This window comes from Allobaculum stercoricanis DSM 13633, from assembly GCF_000384195.1.
Classification (GTDB): Bacteria; Bacillota_I; Bacilli_A; order Erysipelotrichales; family Erysipelotrichaceae; genus Allobaculum; species Allobaculum stercoricanis.
On the sequence record NZ_KB913034.1, the window covers coordinates 296,139 to 313,154 of the forward strand.

Annotated in this window: 14 protein-coding genes and 8 tRNA genes; 14 read left to right on the forward strand and 8 right to left on the reverse strand. The window is 38.2% G+C overall.

Annotation, left to right across the window (positions count from 1 at the left end; genetic code table 11):
• The first annotated feature begins 417 nt into the window (after positions 1–417).
• The 5 genes from ALLST_RS0101380 to ALLST_RS0101400 all read left to right on the forward strand — a co-directional run bounded on the left by ALLST_RS0101380 (position 418) and on the right by ALLST_RS0101400 (position 4,389).
• Positions 418–687, forward strand: a complete 270-nt coding sequence (locus ALLST_RS0101380; RefSeq protein WP_019892194.1) for a hypothetical protein — start codon at positions 418–420, stop codon at positions 685–687.
• A 311-nt stretch (positions 688–998) separates the two neighbouring features.
• A tRNA-His gene (locus ALLST_RS0101385) sits at positions 999–1,074 on the forward strand.
• A gap of 107 nt (positions 1,075–1,181) precedes the next feature.
• Entirely contained in the window at positions 1,182–2,408 is a 1,227-nt protein-coding gene (locus ALLST_RS0101390) for a peptidoglycan bridge formation glycyltransferase FemA/FemB family protein (RefSeq protein WP_019892195.1), read from the forward strand.
• Between the two features lie 25 nt (positions 2,409–2,433).
• Positions 2,434–3,063 carry a thioredoxin domain-containing protein gene (locus tag ALLST_RS10910; protein ID WP_019892196.1) on the forward strand — a complete coding sequence of 210 codons (630 nt, stop codon included), beginning with the start codon at positions 2,434–2,436 and terminating at the stop codon, positions 3,061–3,063.
• 174 nt (positions 3,064–3,237) lie between these two features.
• Positions 3,238–4,389, forward strand: a complete 1,152-nt coding sequence (locus ALLST_RS0101400; protein WP_019892198.1) for a LysR family transcriptional regulator — start codon at positions 3,238–3,240, stop codon at positions 4,387–4,389.
• A gap of 124 nt (positions 4,390–4,513) precedes the next feature.
• Here the strand turns inward: ALLST_RS0101400 and ALLST_RS0101405 are convergent.
• The 7 genes from ALLST_RS0101405 to ALLST_RS0101435 all read right to left on the reverse strand — a co-directional run bounded on the left by ALLST_RS0101405 (position 4,514) and on the right by ALLST_RS0101435 (position 5,164).
• A tRNA-Gly gene (locus ALLST_RS0101405) sits at positions 4,514–4,587 on the reverse strand.
• A 12-nt stretch (positions 4,588–4,599) separates the two neighbouring features.
• Positions 4,600–4,676: transfer RNA gene (locus ALLST_RS0101410), tRNA-Asp, on the reverse strand.
• Between the two features lie 41 nt (positions 4,677–4,717).
• A tRNA-Gly gene (locus ALLST_RS0101415) sits at positions 4,718–4,791 on the reverse strand.
• Positions 4,792–4,795: 4 nt separating this feature from the next.
• Positions 4,796–4,872 (reverse strand) — tRNA-Asp (locus ALLST_RS0101420).
• 42 nt (positions 4,873–4,914) lie between these two features.
• Positions 4,915–4,988: transfer RNA gene (locus ALLST_RS0101425), tRNA-Gly, on the reverse strand.
• Between the two features lie 4 nt (positions 4,989–4,992).
• A tRNA-Asp gene (locus tag ALLST_RS0101430) sits at positions 4,993–5,069 on the reverse strand.
• Between the two features lie 4 nt (positions 5,070–5,073).
• Positions 5,074–5,164: transfer RNA gene (locus ALLST_RS0101435), tRNA-Ser, on the reverse strand.
• Positions 5,165–5,306: 142 nt separating this feature from the next.
• Here ALLST_RS0101435 and radC point away from each other — a divergent pair.
• From radC to ALLST_RS10915, 8 genes are all read left to right on the forward strand, one after another.
• Entirely contained in the window at positions 5,307–5,984 is a 678-nt protein-coding gene (gene radC / locus ALLST_RS0101440) for a RadC family protein (protein ID WP_019892199.1), read from the forward strand.
• Positions 5,985–6,174: 190 nt separating this feature from the next.
• Positions 6,175–7,017: a rod shape-determining protein MreC gene (gene mreC / locus ALLST_RS0101445; protein WP_245553757.1), complete on the forward strand. Its 843-nt coding sequence runs from the start codon at positions 6,175–6,177 to the stop codon at positions 7,015–7,017.
• Positions 7,014–7,625, forward strand: a complete 612-nt coding sequence (locus tag ALLST_RS0101450) for a hypothetical protein (RefSeq protein ID WP_019892201.1) — start codon at positions 7,014–7,016, stop codon at positions 7,623–7,625. Before mreC ends, ALLST_RS0101450 begins: the two co-directional genes overlap by 4 nt.
• A 125-nt stretch (positions 7,626–7,750) precedes the next feature.
• Positions 7,751–10,393 carry a DNA polymerase I gene (polA, locus tag ALLST_RS0101455; protein ID WP_019892202.1) on the forward strand — a complete coding sequence of 881 codons (2,643 nt, stop codon included), beginning with the start codon at positions 7,751–7,753 and terminating at the stop codon, positions 10,391–10,393.
• Positions 10,393–11,280 (forward strand): DNA-formamidopyrimidine glycosylase, encoded by an 888-nt coding sequence (gene mutM, locus ALLST_RS09720; RefSeq protein ID WP_019892203.1) that lies wholly within the window; start codon positions 10,393–10,395, stop codon positions 11,278–11,280. Before polA ends, mutM begins: the two co-directional genes overlap by 1 nt.
• A 3-nt stretch (positions 11,281–11,283) precedes the next feature.
• Entirely contained in the window at positions 11,284–11,895 is a 612-nt protein-coding gene (gene coaE, locus ALLST_RS0101465) for a dephospho-CoA kinase (protein WP_019892204.1), read from the forward strand.
• A gap of 43 nt (positions 11,896–11,938) precedes the next feature.
• Positions 11,939–13,192, forward strand: a complete 1,254-nt coding sequence (locus tag ALLST_RS0101470) for a DnaD domain protein (RefSeq protein WP_019892206.1) — start codon at positions 11,939–11,941, stop codon at positions 13,190–13,192.
• Positions 13,179–14,117, forward strand: a complete 939-nt coding sequence (locus ALLST_RS10915) for an ATP-binding protein (protein WP_019892208.1) — start codon at positions 13,179–13,181, stop codon at positions 14,115–14,117. Before ALLST_RS0101470 ends, ALLST_RS10915 begins: the two co-directional genes overlap by 14 nt.
• A gap of 127 nt (positions 14,118–14,244) precedes the next feature.
• On the opposite strand, the gene ALLST_RS0101480 is transcribed toward ALLST_RS10915, so the two are convergent.
• Complete coding sequence (locus ALLST_RS0101480) at positions 14,245–15,495, reverse strand: IS110 family RNA-guided transposase (protein WP_019892209.1); 1,251 nt, start codon at positions 15,493–15,495, stop codon at positions 14,245–14,247.
• Between the two features lie 553 nt (positions 15,496–16,048).
• On the opposite strand from ALLST_RS0101480, the gene fba reads away from it, so the two are divergent.
• A complete protein-coding gene (fba, locus tag ALLST_RS0101485; RefSeq protein WP_019892210.1) occupies positions 16,049–16,915 on the forward strand; it encodes a class II fructose-1,6-bisphosphate aldolase in 867 nt (288 codons plus the stop codon).
• Positions 16,916–17,016 lie beyond the last annotated feature (101 nt).

Below are 17,016 nucleotides of genomic sequence, written 5' to 3' on the forward strand. Positions count from 1 at the left end.
TGGAAAAAGATTAATTGATTTAACTCAACGGAAATGAAAGTGTTTGAAAATGATTTGATATTTGAAAACGATTACAAATCATATTGAAAAAAATTACATTAGCGTTGCTAACACTCTTGTTTAATGATATTCTCTAAATATAGAAGACACTATATAAAATAAGTGAGGAGAAATGTTAGATGAGGTACAGAAAATATCTGATACATTTCCTCTAGCCATTTGAACAGGCAGTGAATGGCTTTGAGGGGAAAGTATTATAGACTGCCAAAATCGTTCAAAGGTGTGCATTGTGAAAATAAAGCGCAAATTTTTGATTAGTATTGTTTAAATAATTAGATAGGAGAATACTTTTGCAATTCATGAAGAAAGCATGCAATTTTAGCATCTGTATTCTTCTTTAGAAATTACGGTGTAAATATGAAAAAATTTTTCTCGATTAAAAACAAATACTTCATTGCGTTTGTGGTATTGATTGTCATTTATTTTTTGTGGTCTGTAATTTGGATGGGCATTCTTTTTGGAAATGGTTTCCATTACTTTGATCCGGAAGAAACAATTCTTGAAAAATACATAGTCATTTATACTACGCAGATTAACACGTTTCTAGTGCCGATTTTAAGAATGGCTATTACCGGTACAGGACTAAAGATTCTTTATGATATTTTAAAAAAATTAGATCTTTGTTAATATGATTCGATCTTGAAAAGGTGCTGACTAACTCAAGCAAAGGGTGCTTGTAGTAAGTCGGCACCTCTTTTATTTTGAACAATAATGGAAAAAGGAAAGAGAATCTCTACTAATGGTTGGATAGTTTTAAAAAATGATTAGGCTTAAAATAGTAAAAATAAATTCAAAACATCGCACTTATCGATAATAATATAGGGAAGCTCAACGCGTGAATTGATCCACAAAAAAGGCTTATAAAAAAATTTAAAAAAATTTAAAAAATGTTTGACACTTTCTTGAATACTTAGTATATTAATGAGGCATCAAATATGGCGGTTGTGGAGAAGTGGTTAACTCAACGGATTGTGGCTCCGTCATTCGCGCGTTCGAACCGCGTCAGCCGCCCCATTTTTGATAAGTACCCGAACTTCTTAGTTGTTCTAAGTTGTTCGGTTTTTTTATTATACCTTGAGATTGTATAATGGCAGAGATAACTGGAAAGGGGATAAATCCTGATGTCACAGTTCATATTTAAAAACGAAATTTCCCAACAAGAATTTGATACTTTTGCGAGCAATCATGCGCTATGCAATTTATTGCAATCCTATAATTGGTCCAAGATCAAATCAAACTGGGGATCTATGCATACCGGTGTATATAAAGATGGCCAGCTTGCTGGCGTTGCGCTTGTTTTAATCAAACAATTACCACTTGGCTTTACGATGTTTTATATCCCTCGTGGTCCGATTATGGATTATGATGATCAAGAATTAGTAACTTTCTTTTTTCAACAGCTCAGAAAAGAAGGGAAACGTCACCATTGCTTATTTATTAAAATGGATCCTTGTATTGAAGTGGGTGTTTATCCATCAAGTGATACCGATAGACCACGCAATGGCAATGAAAAATATGTGTCTAAAATCGAACAAGCCGGGGCGATTCACCAAGGTTTTACGATGACGCTCAATCAAAGCATTCAAGCCCGTTTTGCGTCGATTTTAAACAAACCGGAAGATTTATTTGCGGCTATGCCGAAAAAGACGAAAAAGCTGATTAAAGAGGCAGATAAACGCCATATTGAAATTGTGAGTGGGCAAGAAGAATTGTTAGATGACTTTGCACGTCTTGTCGAAATGACTGAATCACGCAAACATGTTTCTTTGCGGAATCGTGAATATTTTGCACATTTGATTACGGCTTATCCAAACGACTCAATTATCATGCTAGCAAAGTGCAATCTTAAATTAATCATGGATGAATGTAATCAAAGACTTTCAACCTTAGAAGAGCAACTTGCCCAACTTCCAGAAAACCAAAAGAAAAAGCGTTTCACGCTAGAAGAACAAAAAGCATCTGTTTTGAAAGATATTCATAACGTTCAAGAAGTCATTGATGCTGTGGGGAGTGATGAATCGCGTCCGATTGCTGGGGTTTTAACGATTCGCTATGGTCGCACTTGCGAAATGTTATATGCTGGCATGGACGAAAGATTCCGTCGTTTTATGCCTCAATACAAAACGTATTTAGAAAACTTCCAATGGGCATTTGATCATGGCGTAGAAGAATTCAGCATGGGTGGAGTTGAAGGAACTTTGGATGATGGCTTGACCCATTTCAAGGATAATTTTGCACCGATGATTCATGAATATATTGGTGAATTTGATATTCCGGTTTATAAATTGCTATATAAACCAGCGAAAATGATGTACGAAAAGAAGCGTCAACAACTTAAAGAAGCCTAGAGAAGGCTTTAAAGGAAAAAGACGAATGAATCAACGAAAATTCTTTTCACATATATTTGTTGGCGGATGTGCTTTGTCTTTAATACTTTGTGGATGTACGCAATCGAATTTGACTTCATCACAAATGAGTGAGAATGGCTCAACGCAAAGTGGGCAAGCTTTTGCTTGTGAAGTTACAACTTCATGCGCAAATCAAAGTGAAAGTGGAGATTTGAGTCAACTAGATGCAGCATTAGCGACCTTTACGCCAATGGATTTTGAATCGGCTATTTCTTTTTTTCAAGAAGGCAAAAGTGGAGTTCTCTATTTTGGCTTCTATGATTGCCCATGGTGCCAAGATGTTGTTCCGATTTTAAGCGATGTAGCCGCTAAAAATGGTGGTGAAGTTTTCTATGTGCAAACGCGCGATGCTCAACGACAGCGTTTATACACAGATGAACAGAAAGAACGGATTGTGCCTTATCTTGGCAATTATATGTCGGAAAATAACGAAGGCGTACTCACTTTATATGTACCATTAATTGTTCGCGTTCAAGATGGTAAAGTGACGATGGCACATCAAGGAACGGTAGAGGGTCATCAAGCTGGAGAACGGGAAATGAGCGAAGAGGAACGATTGATCGTTAATCGAGCGATTCAAAATATGTTTGAATAACAATTAAACTTACACAAGTTGACAGAACTGCGGACGATCGAGTCCAAAAGATCAATTGAATAACGGTTCCCTTTTTATAGGTACTCGCATAAGCGAAAACGAGTTCTCATGAAAAGGGGATTTTTTATGGGATTTGAGTAACAGTTGATACAATGTGGATAGTGGAGGAAATATATGTTAGAAACTCGAATTCTTCTATTCATTGAACTCGCAAAAAGTGGGTCTTTGGATGAAGCAGCGAAAATAATTGATCTAGATGTTGATCAAGCTTTGGCGATGGTTCAATCTCTAGAAAATGATCTGAAATGTCAGTTGGTCAGTGAATATCAAAACCATTACCATCTCACAAGATTAGGGGAAAAGTTTTATCACGGATGTACAAGATTGCAAGAAATGGTGATGGACTTGATGGAGGAGATGAACTTTACTCCTGTTCCGCGAATTGCGATTGGATTTAGCGGAATACGGGATAATCAGAAGGTAATCGAACTGGCTAGCCGTTATAAACAACTCTATCCTTCCACAAACTTTACCTATCAAAAGAAAAGCCCAAAACAGATGTTAGAAAGCTTATTTGAACAAAAAATAGATGTATGTTTTGGTCTACAAAACACATTTGATGAACGAGCAGTTGATTTGTGGATTGAGCCGCTGTTCCGTTACAACATTTGTTTTATCTTTAAAAAAGATCATCCGTTGGCATTGGAAAAAGTGATTCACCCCAATCGTTTAGAAGATGAAAACTTACTCATTTTGATGCGTCAAAATGGTCAGAACTTCTTCTTTGATCCATTTATGGCATGCAATATTCGTTCTAGTGTATTTACAATGCAAAAAAGAACGCCAGAAGATTTAATTCATGCGATTTTAGAAGGACAAGGAATTGGGGTAACGAGTGAGGAAATGATCGATCCAGAACAATTGGATAAACTCGATTTAACGTATGCCATTTATCCAAACTCTTATTGTGTGGTCATTCGCGCCGGGGAATCCCGCCAGGAAATTCTGGATTTTATTCGCTTGGCCAAAGAATTCTTTGCGGATTTTGATTTAGAACAATCTGATTTAATCGAACCACATATTATTGAGCGAATTAATGAATTAAAGTCACGACAACGCGGAACAATTATTCAATCGCATGGCGATCGTTTGGTGCTCAATCAAACTAGAGGTGTACAAGGACAAAACTCCGAAAAAGAGTGCAAAAAAGAATTGAAGGAAGCGAAAAAAGAGATCAAAGCACAATTGAAATTAGAAAAGAATCGCCAAGAAATGGATGATCAAAAAAATCTAACTCAAGAAGAAAGTGCTGCATCGTTCGAATAAGAAGATCAAGCTATACCAAATGAGAGAAGAATACTCATTGAGGTATAGCTTTTATTTTATATGGTAAGTGAGTTAGAAATTGAGAAAATAAAAAAACGGACGTTATGTCCGTTGGAATGTTAAATGGAGCGGATGAGGAGAATCGAACTCCCGTATCAACCATGGCAAGGTCGTGTTCTACCATTGAACTACATCCGCAGAATAAAAAAATGGCGGTCCAAACGGGACTCGAACCCGCAACCCCCTCCGTGACAGGGAGGTACGCTAACCAATTGCGCCATTGGACCGTGCATAATAAAACGGACGTTCGTCCGTGATTTAACAAAAATGGAGCAGATGAGGAGAATCGAACTCCCGTATCAACCATGGCAAGGTCGTGTTCTACCATTGAACTACATCTGCATGATGGCGGTCCAAACGGGACTCGAACCCGCAACCCCCTCCGTGACAGGGAGGTACGCTAACCAATTGCGCCATTGGACCATATCAATTTATAATAAATAGTAAGTCGGATTTTTTAAAAAATGGAGCAGATGAGGAGAATCGAACTCCCGTATCAACCATGGCAAGGTCGTGTTCTACCATTGAACTACATCTGCATAGTGGCGGTCCAAACGGGACTCGAACCCGCAACCCCCTCCGTGACAGGGAGGTACGCTAACCAATTGCGCCATTGGACCATGATGGCGGAGAAGGAGAGATTTGAACTCTCGCGCCAGTTTCCCGACCTACACCCTTAGCAGGGGCGCCTCTTCAACCACTTGAGTACTTCTCCAAGGATGAGTCATTGCTGACTTGCCAAAGAATAATAGCATGATAAGTTGGGAAGGACAAGCAAAAAAATAAATTTTTTCGTTCTTTTTGAAAAGTCTTTTTGAAATGGGGAATAAAAACGAGAAATAAGCCTATAAAAGGATATGAAAATCAAAGAAAAAGATAAAAATCAGCGTCCCCGTGAAAAAGCTATTCGCTATGGAATGGAAACTTTAACAGATCAAGAATTGTTATGTTTACTCATTGGATCAGGAACGAAAAAACAAGATGCATGGAAGATTGCCGAAAAAGTTCTAGAAAAAAGTAAAGATCTTTCGCAACTCGCTACCCTTGACATGGCAGATTTGATGGCGATCGAAGGAATAGGTCAAGCGCGAGCGTTGTTGATTCAAGCAGCGTTAGCACTCGCGATGCGCGCTTTAAAAGCGAAAACATTAGTGAAAACGTCCATACGTTGTCAAGAAGATGTTATTCAATGGTTTCGGGCCGAATATGGAAGGGAAAGTCAAGAGCGCTTTGCGGCACTCTTTTTAAATTCGAAAGGAGAAGTCATTCGTCATAAGGTCATCCATATCGGTACGACGAATTGTGCATTGATCCATCCGCGCGATGTATTTCGTGAAGCTTGTTTAGCCAATGCCGTGTCCATCGTCTTTGTTCATAATCATCCTTCAAATGATCCGACGCCAAGCCGGGATGATATTCAAAGCACGCATCAATTCATTGAGATCGCAAAGCTTTTTCAGATGAATGTAACGGATCATATTATTGTGTGCAAAGACTCTTCGTTTAGCTTTGCGGCCCATGCGATGTTGATGTAAGTAAAGATCCAACTACGATTAAAATGTGAAAACTGTAAGAAAAAGACAAAGAATTGGCTTGTGCGTGAGTGATCGGTATAATAAAAAGACAATGAGTATGAAAAATGTGCAAACTTTTCGTTTAGAATAGAATACTTAAAGGAAAGATTTGTTTTGCGACAATAAAAGACGTGTATGAAGGAGGAAGAAGATGCGACGCCGATTCACTAAATTGCAGAAAACTCTCATCCTGTTTATTGGATTCTTTTTCCTGCTAGGAAGCTTGATGCTTTCATTACGACAAAATTCGATCTCTGATCTTGGTTATAGCGCATGGACCTATGTAAAGTATGGATTATTTGATTCACCGGCAGTATCGATTAGTCATGCTTTAGATGATTTTTCCAATCTGTGGCACTCTTATCAAGACAATATTTATCTTAATGAACAACTTGCTAATCAGCGCTCTTATCAGACGCTGTATGCTCAAGAACATAACCGTAATCTCGAGTTACAAGGTTTATTGGAAATGAAAAATGCATTACCAGAATCCACGCAGATCTCTTGCCAAGTGCTTTCTCGTCCAGGCCAAACATGGAATCAAACGATTACAGTATCAGCCGGATCGACTTCCGGGGTTGAAGTGGGTATGGCTGTATGTTCTGCAAATGGACTAGTCGGAATGGTAAGTTCCGTTGAAACGACCACATCCCAAGTAACTTTATTAACAAGCAATGATTTACCAAATAGCTTTGCAGTGCAAATTTCAATGGATGATGGCTCTACTGTAGAAGGTGTCTTCCATGGTTATGATGCGGATCAAAACCGTTATGAAATTCGTTTGTTTGACCATGAGGCAGTTGTCTTACCTGGACAAAAAGTGGCAACGAGTGGAAAAGGTGGCACGTATGCTTCAGGGTTGATGGTGGGAACAGTAACAGGAACAATTATGAATGATGATGCGGTTGTTTCTACTGTATATGTCAGCCCAGTCGAAGATATTAGTGGTTTCACTTACGTCAACATCTTCTCCCAAGGAACACCAGCACCATGAAAAAGAACTTTGGCATCATCTTTGGATTTTTCGGGCTAGCCATGCTCGATTCCATCTTTTCTTATTTAACGCCAATTGATTTTACCTATACGCATTTTTCAATTGCTTGGCATTTTTATTTGACGGGATTATTGGTCTTTGTTCGCGATAAACCAATGATGAACCGATTTTTGATCGGGGCAATGGCGGGAATTGTTCGGGATATGTTTTTTACTTCAACATTCCCATTTAGCTTTCTTTTTTATCCGCTTATTGCACTTGCAGCAGGGGTTTATCAAAATAAAGCGCGCTCTATAGAATCAGCTTGCATGATTTATATTAGCTTGATTTTTTGCGCCGACTTATTCCCATTTTTATTCCAAAAGCTTATTGGGCAAACAACCGTTTCGTTTGTTTCCTGGTTTTATCATGTAGAATTACTTACTTTATTGGTGGGTGGTTTAGTCGTGATTATGATGACTTATATTGATATCGTGATGGACTATTTCTATTTGTTCCAAAGTCGAGTGATCAAAAAGAGTCAGCGTGGTCATCGTCATCCTAAAAGAGAGTTAGCAGCAAGCATGAATCATCCACAAACGGATAATCGCAAACGAAGATTTCGATAACATGAATAAAGTGAAAAGCCGGATCGATCCGGCTTTTTCAATGGATTGTGATTGTGAATCGAGGGGATTGGAGATCCCATCAAAACATGGCACAATCCATGCTAAAATGACACCGAGGTATATCTATGAAAAAACTACTTCTTATTGACGGGAACTCCGTTTTATTTCGAACTTATTACTCCACAATTTATACAAACCCGATGTCCACATCATCAGGAATTCCAACCAATGCGGTTTATGGCTTTATTTCGTTAATCAATAAAGCAATTTCCATGGTTCGTCCCGATGCGATGATGGTCGCATGGGATGCGGGCAAAAAAACGTTCCGCCACGATAAAATGGCGGGGTATAAAGGAACACGTAAATCATTAGATGAAGAGCTCATCGTTCAATTTCCAATCGTTCGCGAATATTTAGATACAGCAAATATTTGTCGTTATGAACAAGAAGGATATGAAGCAGATGATATTATCGGCTCCATGGCCAAAAGTAATCCGGATTATCAAACAACGATTTTGACAAGTGACAAAGACTTGTTACAGTTGGTTGATCCAACGACACAAGTTATTTTGATGAAAAAGGGACTAGCCAGCTTTGATACGATGGACGAAGCGGCAATCCAAGAAAAATATGGATTGAGTCCAAAACAAATTATCGATTTAAAAGGATTGATGGGTGACCCTTCGGATAATATTCCGGGAGTGGCACACATTGGAGAAAAAACAGCCCTGAAATTATTGTACGACTATGGCAGTGTTGAAGGGGTTTATGACCATATTGATGAACTGAAAGGAAAGCGCAAAGAATATTTGGAAGAAGGCAAAGAGATGGCATTCTTGTCCAAAGATTTAGCTACGATTTTTACGCAAATGGATTTACCGATCCAAGTAGAAGATCTTTCTTTATCAGAAATTCCGAGTGAACTTGCCGATTTCTATCGTAAATATGAAATGAAAAGCTTAGTAGAGCGTTTCAATCAAGAAGCGGCGACAAGAAAAAAACTCATTCATGCGGATATGGATGACAATAGGGATGAAGAAACAAGCGAAGAATTAGAAAAAAATGATGCCAACACGATTCAATATGTGGATCATTTTACTGGCCAAGCCAATAGCCAATTGGTGTTGCTTCCTCTTGCTTCTTTGGATCCTTTTTTAGAACAAGAACTATATGGCTTTTTGTATGTACAGGATAATCAAGCGTTTTATTTACCATTAGAAAAAGCGAAAGAAGACCAGGCATTTATTGACCTGTTGACAAATGATCATACATTAGTCACTTGGTCGATTAAAGAAACGCTTCATTTACTCGATCGCCATGGTCTACCATTGGCTAATTTTGCGAATGACTTACAACTAGAAGTTTTCTTGCTTCATTCGCAAGCAACTAAAATTGAAGACCAAATTGCGGCCTTAGATATTGAATTACCGAGTTCTTTACACGAACTTACGCTTAAAAAGCAAGGTGGTTTCACAGTAGAAAGAGCATTGCCTATTTATGGAAAATGGGTTTTAGGATTGCAAGGTAAAGAAGAACAATTGCGCCAACAAATGCAAGAACAAAATATTCTTGATCTTTATGAAAAAATTGAATTACCACTGACTCGCCTTTTATATGAAATGGAATGTTGTGGAATTCAAATCAATGAACAAAAATTGTTGGAAATTGGCCAAGAGTACCAACGTCGCATCGAAGAAATCGAACAGAAGATTTATGAATATGCCGGTCATTCGTTCAATGTTGGATCACCAAAACAACTTGGTGTTGTTCTCTTTGATGAACTCGGATTAAAAGCTGGGAAAAAACGCTCGACAAGTGTTGAAGTCTTAGAAAAATTACAAGGTCAACATCCGATCATCGATGAAATTATGGAATATCGCAAATATTCCAAAATCATTGGTACTTATGTCACCGGTCTACAACGTTATATTCATGAAGGCAAAATTTTTACAACGTTCAATCAAACCGTGACGACAACAGGCCGATTATCCTCATCAGAGCCTAACTTACAAAATATTTCGGTAAAGAGTGCGGAAGGAAAAGAAATTCGTAAAGCGTTCCAAGCGCCGGAAGGTTATTCTTTTATTTCGGCCGATTACTCACAAATTGAATTACGTATGTTAGCCCATATGGCGGATGAACAAGTCATGATTGAAGCATTCCAAAACGATGTGGATATTCATAAACAAACAGCGTCGGCGATTTTCAATGTTCCTCCAATTGAAGTGGATGAAGATCAACGCCGTATTGCGAAGACGGTTAACTTTGCGGTGATTTATGGACAAACTGAATTTGGATTATCGCAAGAGTTAGGCATTTCACGCTATGAAGCGAAAGAATTTATCAATTCTTACTTTGAAAACTATCCAAACATTCATCACTACATGGATGGCTTGATTGAATTCTGTAAAGAACATGGATATGTAGAAACGATGATGCATCGTCGCCGCGAAATTCCTGAAATCCGGGATAAAAACTTCATGACCCGTGAATTTGGAAAACGAGCAGCGATGAATGCGCCAATTCAAGGTTCAGCAGCTGACTTGATCAAAGCGGCAATGTTGAAAGTGAACAAAGCGATGAAAGAAAAACAATTGAAGTCGCAAATGATTTTACAAATCCATGACGAACTGATTTTCTTAGTTCCTGACGATGAACTCGAACAAATGAAACAGCTTGTGATTGATGAAATGGAATCAACGATGGAATTGAAAGTGCCACTTAAAGCCTCACTTGGTGTAGGTAGCGATTGGTACGAGGCGAAATAATGCCAGAGGCACCAGAAGTTCATCATGTCGTTCAATATTTGCAACGACACTTAGCAAACCAACAAATTGTGCAAGCGATTGTTACTTATCCACCTTTGATCGACAATATGCCTGCACAAAATTTTTGCCAACAAATTCAAGGCCAACATTTTCGACAATTTAAACGATTAGGCAAATATATCATTTTAGAATTGGATGATTATACGTTTGTGAGTCATTTGCGTATGGAAGGAAAGTTTTTGATCGTTTCTAGTCGTGAAGAATTTGAACAACTCGACCAAGTACGGGATCGAAAACATATTCATGCCCAGTTTGTTTTAGAAGATGGACGCATAGTTTGTTATAAAGATACGCGAAAATTTGGGCGCATGTCATTATGGCCGCAACAAGATGATTTGCATCATCTTAAACCTTTATCAAAAGTGGGCAAAGATGTATTGGACCCAACACTTTGTGCGCAAGATTTACTCAAAAAGGCTAGTCAAAGAACCATTCCGTTAAAGACTTTTTTGTTAGATCAAAGTGTAATAGCGGGAATTGGGAATATCTATGCCGATGAAATTCTCTTTGCGACCAGGTTGTCTCCATATTGCATGCCTTGTGACTTGTCGAAAAAAGATATGCAAAATATCATCGAGGCCACAAGGTCCATTCTCATGCACGCAATTGAAGCGGGTGGAACAACGATTTTGAGTTTTTCTTATGGATCTAATCATACGGGAAGTTTTCAAAACCAATTACAAGTACATGGTCAAAAAGGAAACTGCCCGATTTGTGGTCATGAAATTGAGCATCAAAAAATCAATGGGCGAACAACCTACTTCTGCCCCCATTGTCAAAAGTTAAAAAAGAAAAGAAGCCGCAAAAACAATCCAATAAAGGAATGAACTATGGAACAACAAAACCAAAAAAAGATTCGAACCTTAGGAATTACGGGGTCGATGGGATCGGGAAAAAGTGCTGCGAGACAAATTCTGGCGCAATATATTCCAACGATTGATTGCGATGGGATTAATCGCGAATTGTTACAAAAAGATCACGAAGGTTGGTATGCTTTAAAACAAGCAAACTTATTTTATGGGGATCCTAATGGTGATATCGATAAACAAGCGATGGCGGATGCGATGTTTGAAGATGCCCAAATCCGTCAAAAAATGGAAGCAATTCTGCAACCGTTAATCATTCAAAAAATGGATGAATGGATGAAACAACAAAATGCTCTTTGTGCCGTTGAAGTGCCTTTATTGTTTGAATGTGATTTACAAGATCATTTCGATCAAGTTTGGACGGTGGTTTGCGAAGATCAAACGGCATTACAACGTTTAGAACAAGGACGAAAGATCAACCCTACAGAGGCTAAACGACGTTTAGCTTTACAATATTCACCACAAAAGAAGGCTCAACAATCCCATGTTGTTTTGCATAACGACCAAGATTTACCAGCTTTACAAAAACAAATCGAAAACCACTTATATCAGCTACAAAATGACATCAAAAAATAGGTGAATAGTTTGATTTTATAAAACAATAGATTGGAGGGGGAATATGGCTAACGTGACCAGTGTCATTGAAAATCAAGAATTATATCGCACAAGCCAGGCGATGCAACTTGTACAAGCGTCGAATATATCCGCAACGTGGTGGTCAGATCTTTCTTTGTTATATCGACCATTAATCGGACCAGAAGCGTTACAGTTTTATTTCATTCTGCAATCTGTTGCTCTTTATCGAAACGATGTCAGTTTGAGTGAACTTAGACAATGGATGAATTGCTCTAATTCGGTTTTACATATGGTTCGAATCCGGCTGGAACAATATAACTTACTTCGAACATTCCAAAACCAAGAAGCAGAAATCTGTAAGTTGCAACTGTGCGCGCCATTGACAGGTCAACAGTTTTTAGAACATGCAGTATTCGCTCGAGCTTTATTCAATAAAATTGGTGAAGAACAGTTTGGAAACTTAGTTGAACTCATTCAACCTAAAATTGAAGAAAATGATCATCTTCAAGAAATTAGTCAGGTACTCTCAACTAAAGCACTTGAAGAGTCGTGGACGAGCGATGCGGAAAAAATGTTGCAATCACTGACACCGCGTTGGGATCAGCCACAAGACTATGATTTTGATTGGAAAACATTCCTGGATAACGCCGAACGTTTATTTCCAGCGCGCTTAAGAACGCCAGAAAACTTAAATCGTATTGCTTATCTCGCAAATGTCTATGGGGTTTCTGCAGCAGATATGCGTGTGAAGTTATCGAGAAGTTTACGAGATGGGCGAACTTGGATTGACTTTGACCATTTAACAAGCCAATTAGCAACAACCACCAAAATTGAAAAACCGCAACAAGCCGATCCAAGTGATTATTCGCAAAAACCTGTTCATTTTTTACAAGCACGTCAAAAGGGCAATGCCAAAGTATTGCCAAGCGAGCGTAAGATGATCGATGAATTAATTCGCCAATACGAATTCTCAAATGAACTGATCAATACAATTTTGGATTATGCAATGGAAACAAATCAAGGTCAGCTGATTGTTCCAATTGTCAATACGATTGCCAATAATGTGGCGCGAAACAATATCAAAACCCGGGATGAAGCGTTAGAGTTTTTCTCAAAAGCACCGAAGAAAATATCAAAACGTAAATATTCATCACGAAATACAATTCCGGAATCAATTACATTACCTAAATGGTATGAGGTTAAAGAATCGGAAAAAGGAACAGATGAGGATGTCGCAAAAATTCTCGCTCTACAAGAAGAATTGTTAAAAGGAGGATCTAGCCATGGAACCGATTGATTTTAAACTCGAACTTGATGAAAATGCCCAAGCTTATCACGATCATCTCGTCAAACAGCTCCAACAAGATCCTCAGGTTCTGGATTTTTTAAAGAAAAATAATCTGGATGCGCAAATTCTTGAACAGCGCTCTGGTGTATTTGATCGTTGGTTAAAAACGATTAAACAGTGTCAATCATGCCAAGGATTGAACTTTTGTGTTTCGAAAGTAAAAGGGAATGCGTGTCATTTAAGTGTGGACGATCAAAATTTCATCAATGAAGAATATATTCCATGCCGCTATCAGCGCCTACTCAATGATCAATTAGCGCACAAAGAAAATTTCACTTTCTCGCATATGCAAAATCAAGACTATCTTGTTTCTTTTGAAGCTCTTTCGCCAACGCTAGCGCAAGAATCAAAAGCATATTTAGTCGCTTATGCGCAAGCAGTTGCGTCTATTAATATGCCACATGGATGTTTATTCTATGGGCAACCGGGAACAGGGAAATCAACATTAATGATGGCTTTGGCTAACGCTTTAGCAAAACAGGGAAAACGAATTGTTTATGTACGTGTCCCTTTACTCATTAGTGAGCTGAAAGAAAATTTAAAAGACAATGAATTTTATCAAAAAACACTGACACGAATGCGTTTAGCAGATGTGTTGTTCCTTGATGATTTTGGCAGCGAATCGGTTTCTCGTTGGTCACGTGATGATATTTTGTTCCCTGTTTTAGATGAACGAATGAATAATCATCGAAAAACATACTTTGCGAGCAACGTAAATATTAGTGAACTCGAGGCAATTTATTCGGTATTCGAGGGATCGGCACTTGGTGGCGTAGCGGCCAAACGATTAATCGATCGTGTCACAACGCTCGCCCAAACGGTGGAATTAACAGGAGTCAGCCGCCGACAATCGCCAAGTGCAAGTCAACTTTAAAGTCTAAATTTATAAAGAGAATGTTCTTTTTCCGGGATGTTCTCTTTTTTTCTGTAACCAAATCGAACGTTTTAGAAAAAAGCGCACAAAATCCCTGACGTTTTTGAAAAAATAAAATAGTAAAATTCTAGAAGGCTACTTGTGCCAGTTGTTCTGGCATGAGAGTTATTCCAAAATTTTCAAGCTTCTTTAAAGTTGATACTAACTTATTTTTGTGATTTTTCTTTTCAAAGTAATCTGAGCCTAAATCTTCATATCTCTCATTCTTTTTGAGTAGTTGCCAAATGATTTGTAATATTGCGTGTGCAACTGCAACAATAGCTCTTTTCCTTCCTCTATGTGAGGCAATCCGTTTATACATTTCTCCAAAGTAAGAATCTTTTTTCAACACAGCTGAGTGAGCACAGACAACTAAAGTACTTCTTAAGAGTTTATTTCCCTTGTTTGTTCTTCCATTCTTTCGTTTCCCAGCGCTTTCATGATTTCCAGGACATAGTCCACCCCATGAACACAAAGCTCCGCTTGTTGGAAAGCGCGACATATCTGTTCCAATGATTGAAACGATCGTTTGTGCACTCGTATCTGAAATACCAGGGATGTCTTTGATTAATTCAACTGCGTTTTCTTCTTCTTCGTTTAGATGATTTGAAATGTCGTCATTCAGTTCTTTGATGTGCGCTTCAAGTTCTGAAATATGAGTTCGAATCACTTTGATCATCTTTGCCTGAATTGGGCTGATACAACCTTGCATATCTTTGATCAATTGTTTTTTAGGTGCTTTTAATCGTTTGGAAATCAACTTTTCTGCAAGAAGTCGTTCATAAGCTTCGTCGTCAAAAATTTCGCCAGAAACAATATAGTCAAGAAGAGCTTTTCCACTCTTACCATTAATATCGGATATTGTCCCAGATAGTTTGATATTCGCTCCTTCTAACATTTTCTGAAGTCGATTCTTTTCAGCACCTAAATCAACGATCAATGATTTTCTGTATCTACATAGTTCGCGAAGTTCTCTTTGACGTCTATTTGGAATAAAACTCGGTTTAAGAAGTCCATTCATTAACAGATCAGAAATCCATTCAGCATCTTTTACATCTGTTTTTCGTCCAGGAACTTGTTTCATGTGTTGAGCATTGACAACCATTGGGTTTAAATCATAGCCTTCAAGAATATTAAAAACAGGCTTCCAATATGAAGCTGTACTTTCCATCGCTACAGCTTCGCATTGATTGGCTGTTAACCAATCCACAAGATCAAGAAGATCTTGAGTTGATGCACCAAAAGAACGAATTTCAGTAGATTGTTTCGTTCTCAAACAAGCAACCAAAATCTTTTTGTGAACATCGATACCACAACAAACCGCATATAGTCTTTCCATAATTACCTCCAAAAATAGAAAAGCGGCCGATCTTCTGCGAATTAATATTTTTTTCTACGTTCTCGAGCAGGGCGAATTATTCGTTCTGTTTCGAAACAGTCAGTGGTGCATACAGAAGATCTTCTATCAATTTTTTTTGCGAGATCAAATCTCAAAAAAGCAACGATCTCTTCCGCTAATTTCAGTATAGCAAGAGAAAAAAGACCGAGTGATCAAATTCACTCGGTTACATCAGGAGTGGTAGAGCCCGACTGTATGGTTATTTTTTTTAGGTGGATCAAAGGGGGAAGAAAAAGTAAGACTAAACATTGAATGAGAAAAAGAAATTGTTTTCTTAAAAAATTCACAAGTAGAAGGAAGAAGTTGTATTGAAGTTTCATCTTGTCTTAAAAGTTTTTTTTATTAATGAAAACAGATTTGATTTAAATAGATAAAGATGATGAAATGTTGATTTTATTCTGTCATAAAATGAAAGAGATCAGTACATAATCCTTTAAAATCGCTATCGAGTAGGATAAACTAGAAATGTTAATAACAAGGAGGAATTTGAGTCATGTTAGTATCTGCAACAGAAATGATTAACAAAGCTCACGAAGGTCACTACGCAATTGGTGCCTTCAATATCAACAACATGGAATGGATTAAAGCCATTCTGCTTGGCTGTGAAGCAAAACAGTCCCCAGTTATCCTCGGTGTATCCGAAGGTGCTGCTAAATACATGTGCGGTTACAAAAATGCTGTTGACATGGTTAAAAACATCATGGAATTCAACAACATTACTGTACCAGTAGCAATCCACCTTGACCACGGTTCTTACGAAGGTGCTAAAAAAGCAATCGAAGCTGGATTCACATCTGTTATGTTCGACGGATCTCACTATCCAATCGAAGAAAACATCGCTAAATCTAAAGAACTGATCGAACTTGCTCACTCTAAAGGTATCTCTATCGAATGTGAAGTTGGTGGCATCGGTGGTGAAGAAGACGGTGTTGTATCCAACGGTGAAGTTGCTGACCCAGCTGAATGCAAACAGATCTCTGATCTTGGTGTAGACTTCTTAGCAGCAGGTATCGGTAACATCCACGGTAAATACCCAGCTGATTGGAAAGGTCTTAACTTTGAAGTATTAGGCAAAATCCAAGAAGTTACTGAAGGTAAACCACTTGTATTACACGGTGGTTCCGGTATTCCTCAGGAAATGGTTAAAGAAGCTATCGCTCTTGGTGTTTCTAAAGTAAACATCAATACTGAATGCCAACTCGTATTTGCTGATGCAACTCGTAAATATGTTGAAGCTGGTAAAGACCTTGCTAACAAAGGTTGGGACCCACGTAAACTTCTTAAACCAGGTGCTGATGCAATCCAAGCTCTTGTAGAAGACTACGTTGAAACATTCCTTGGCTCTGCTCACAAAGCTTAGTTATTATTTTTAATATTCATCATTTATGACAAAAAAAGAGATGGTTCGCCATCTCTTTTTTGTGTGTGTTCTAGTCAAATATGGATTACGAAAAAAATACG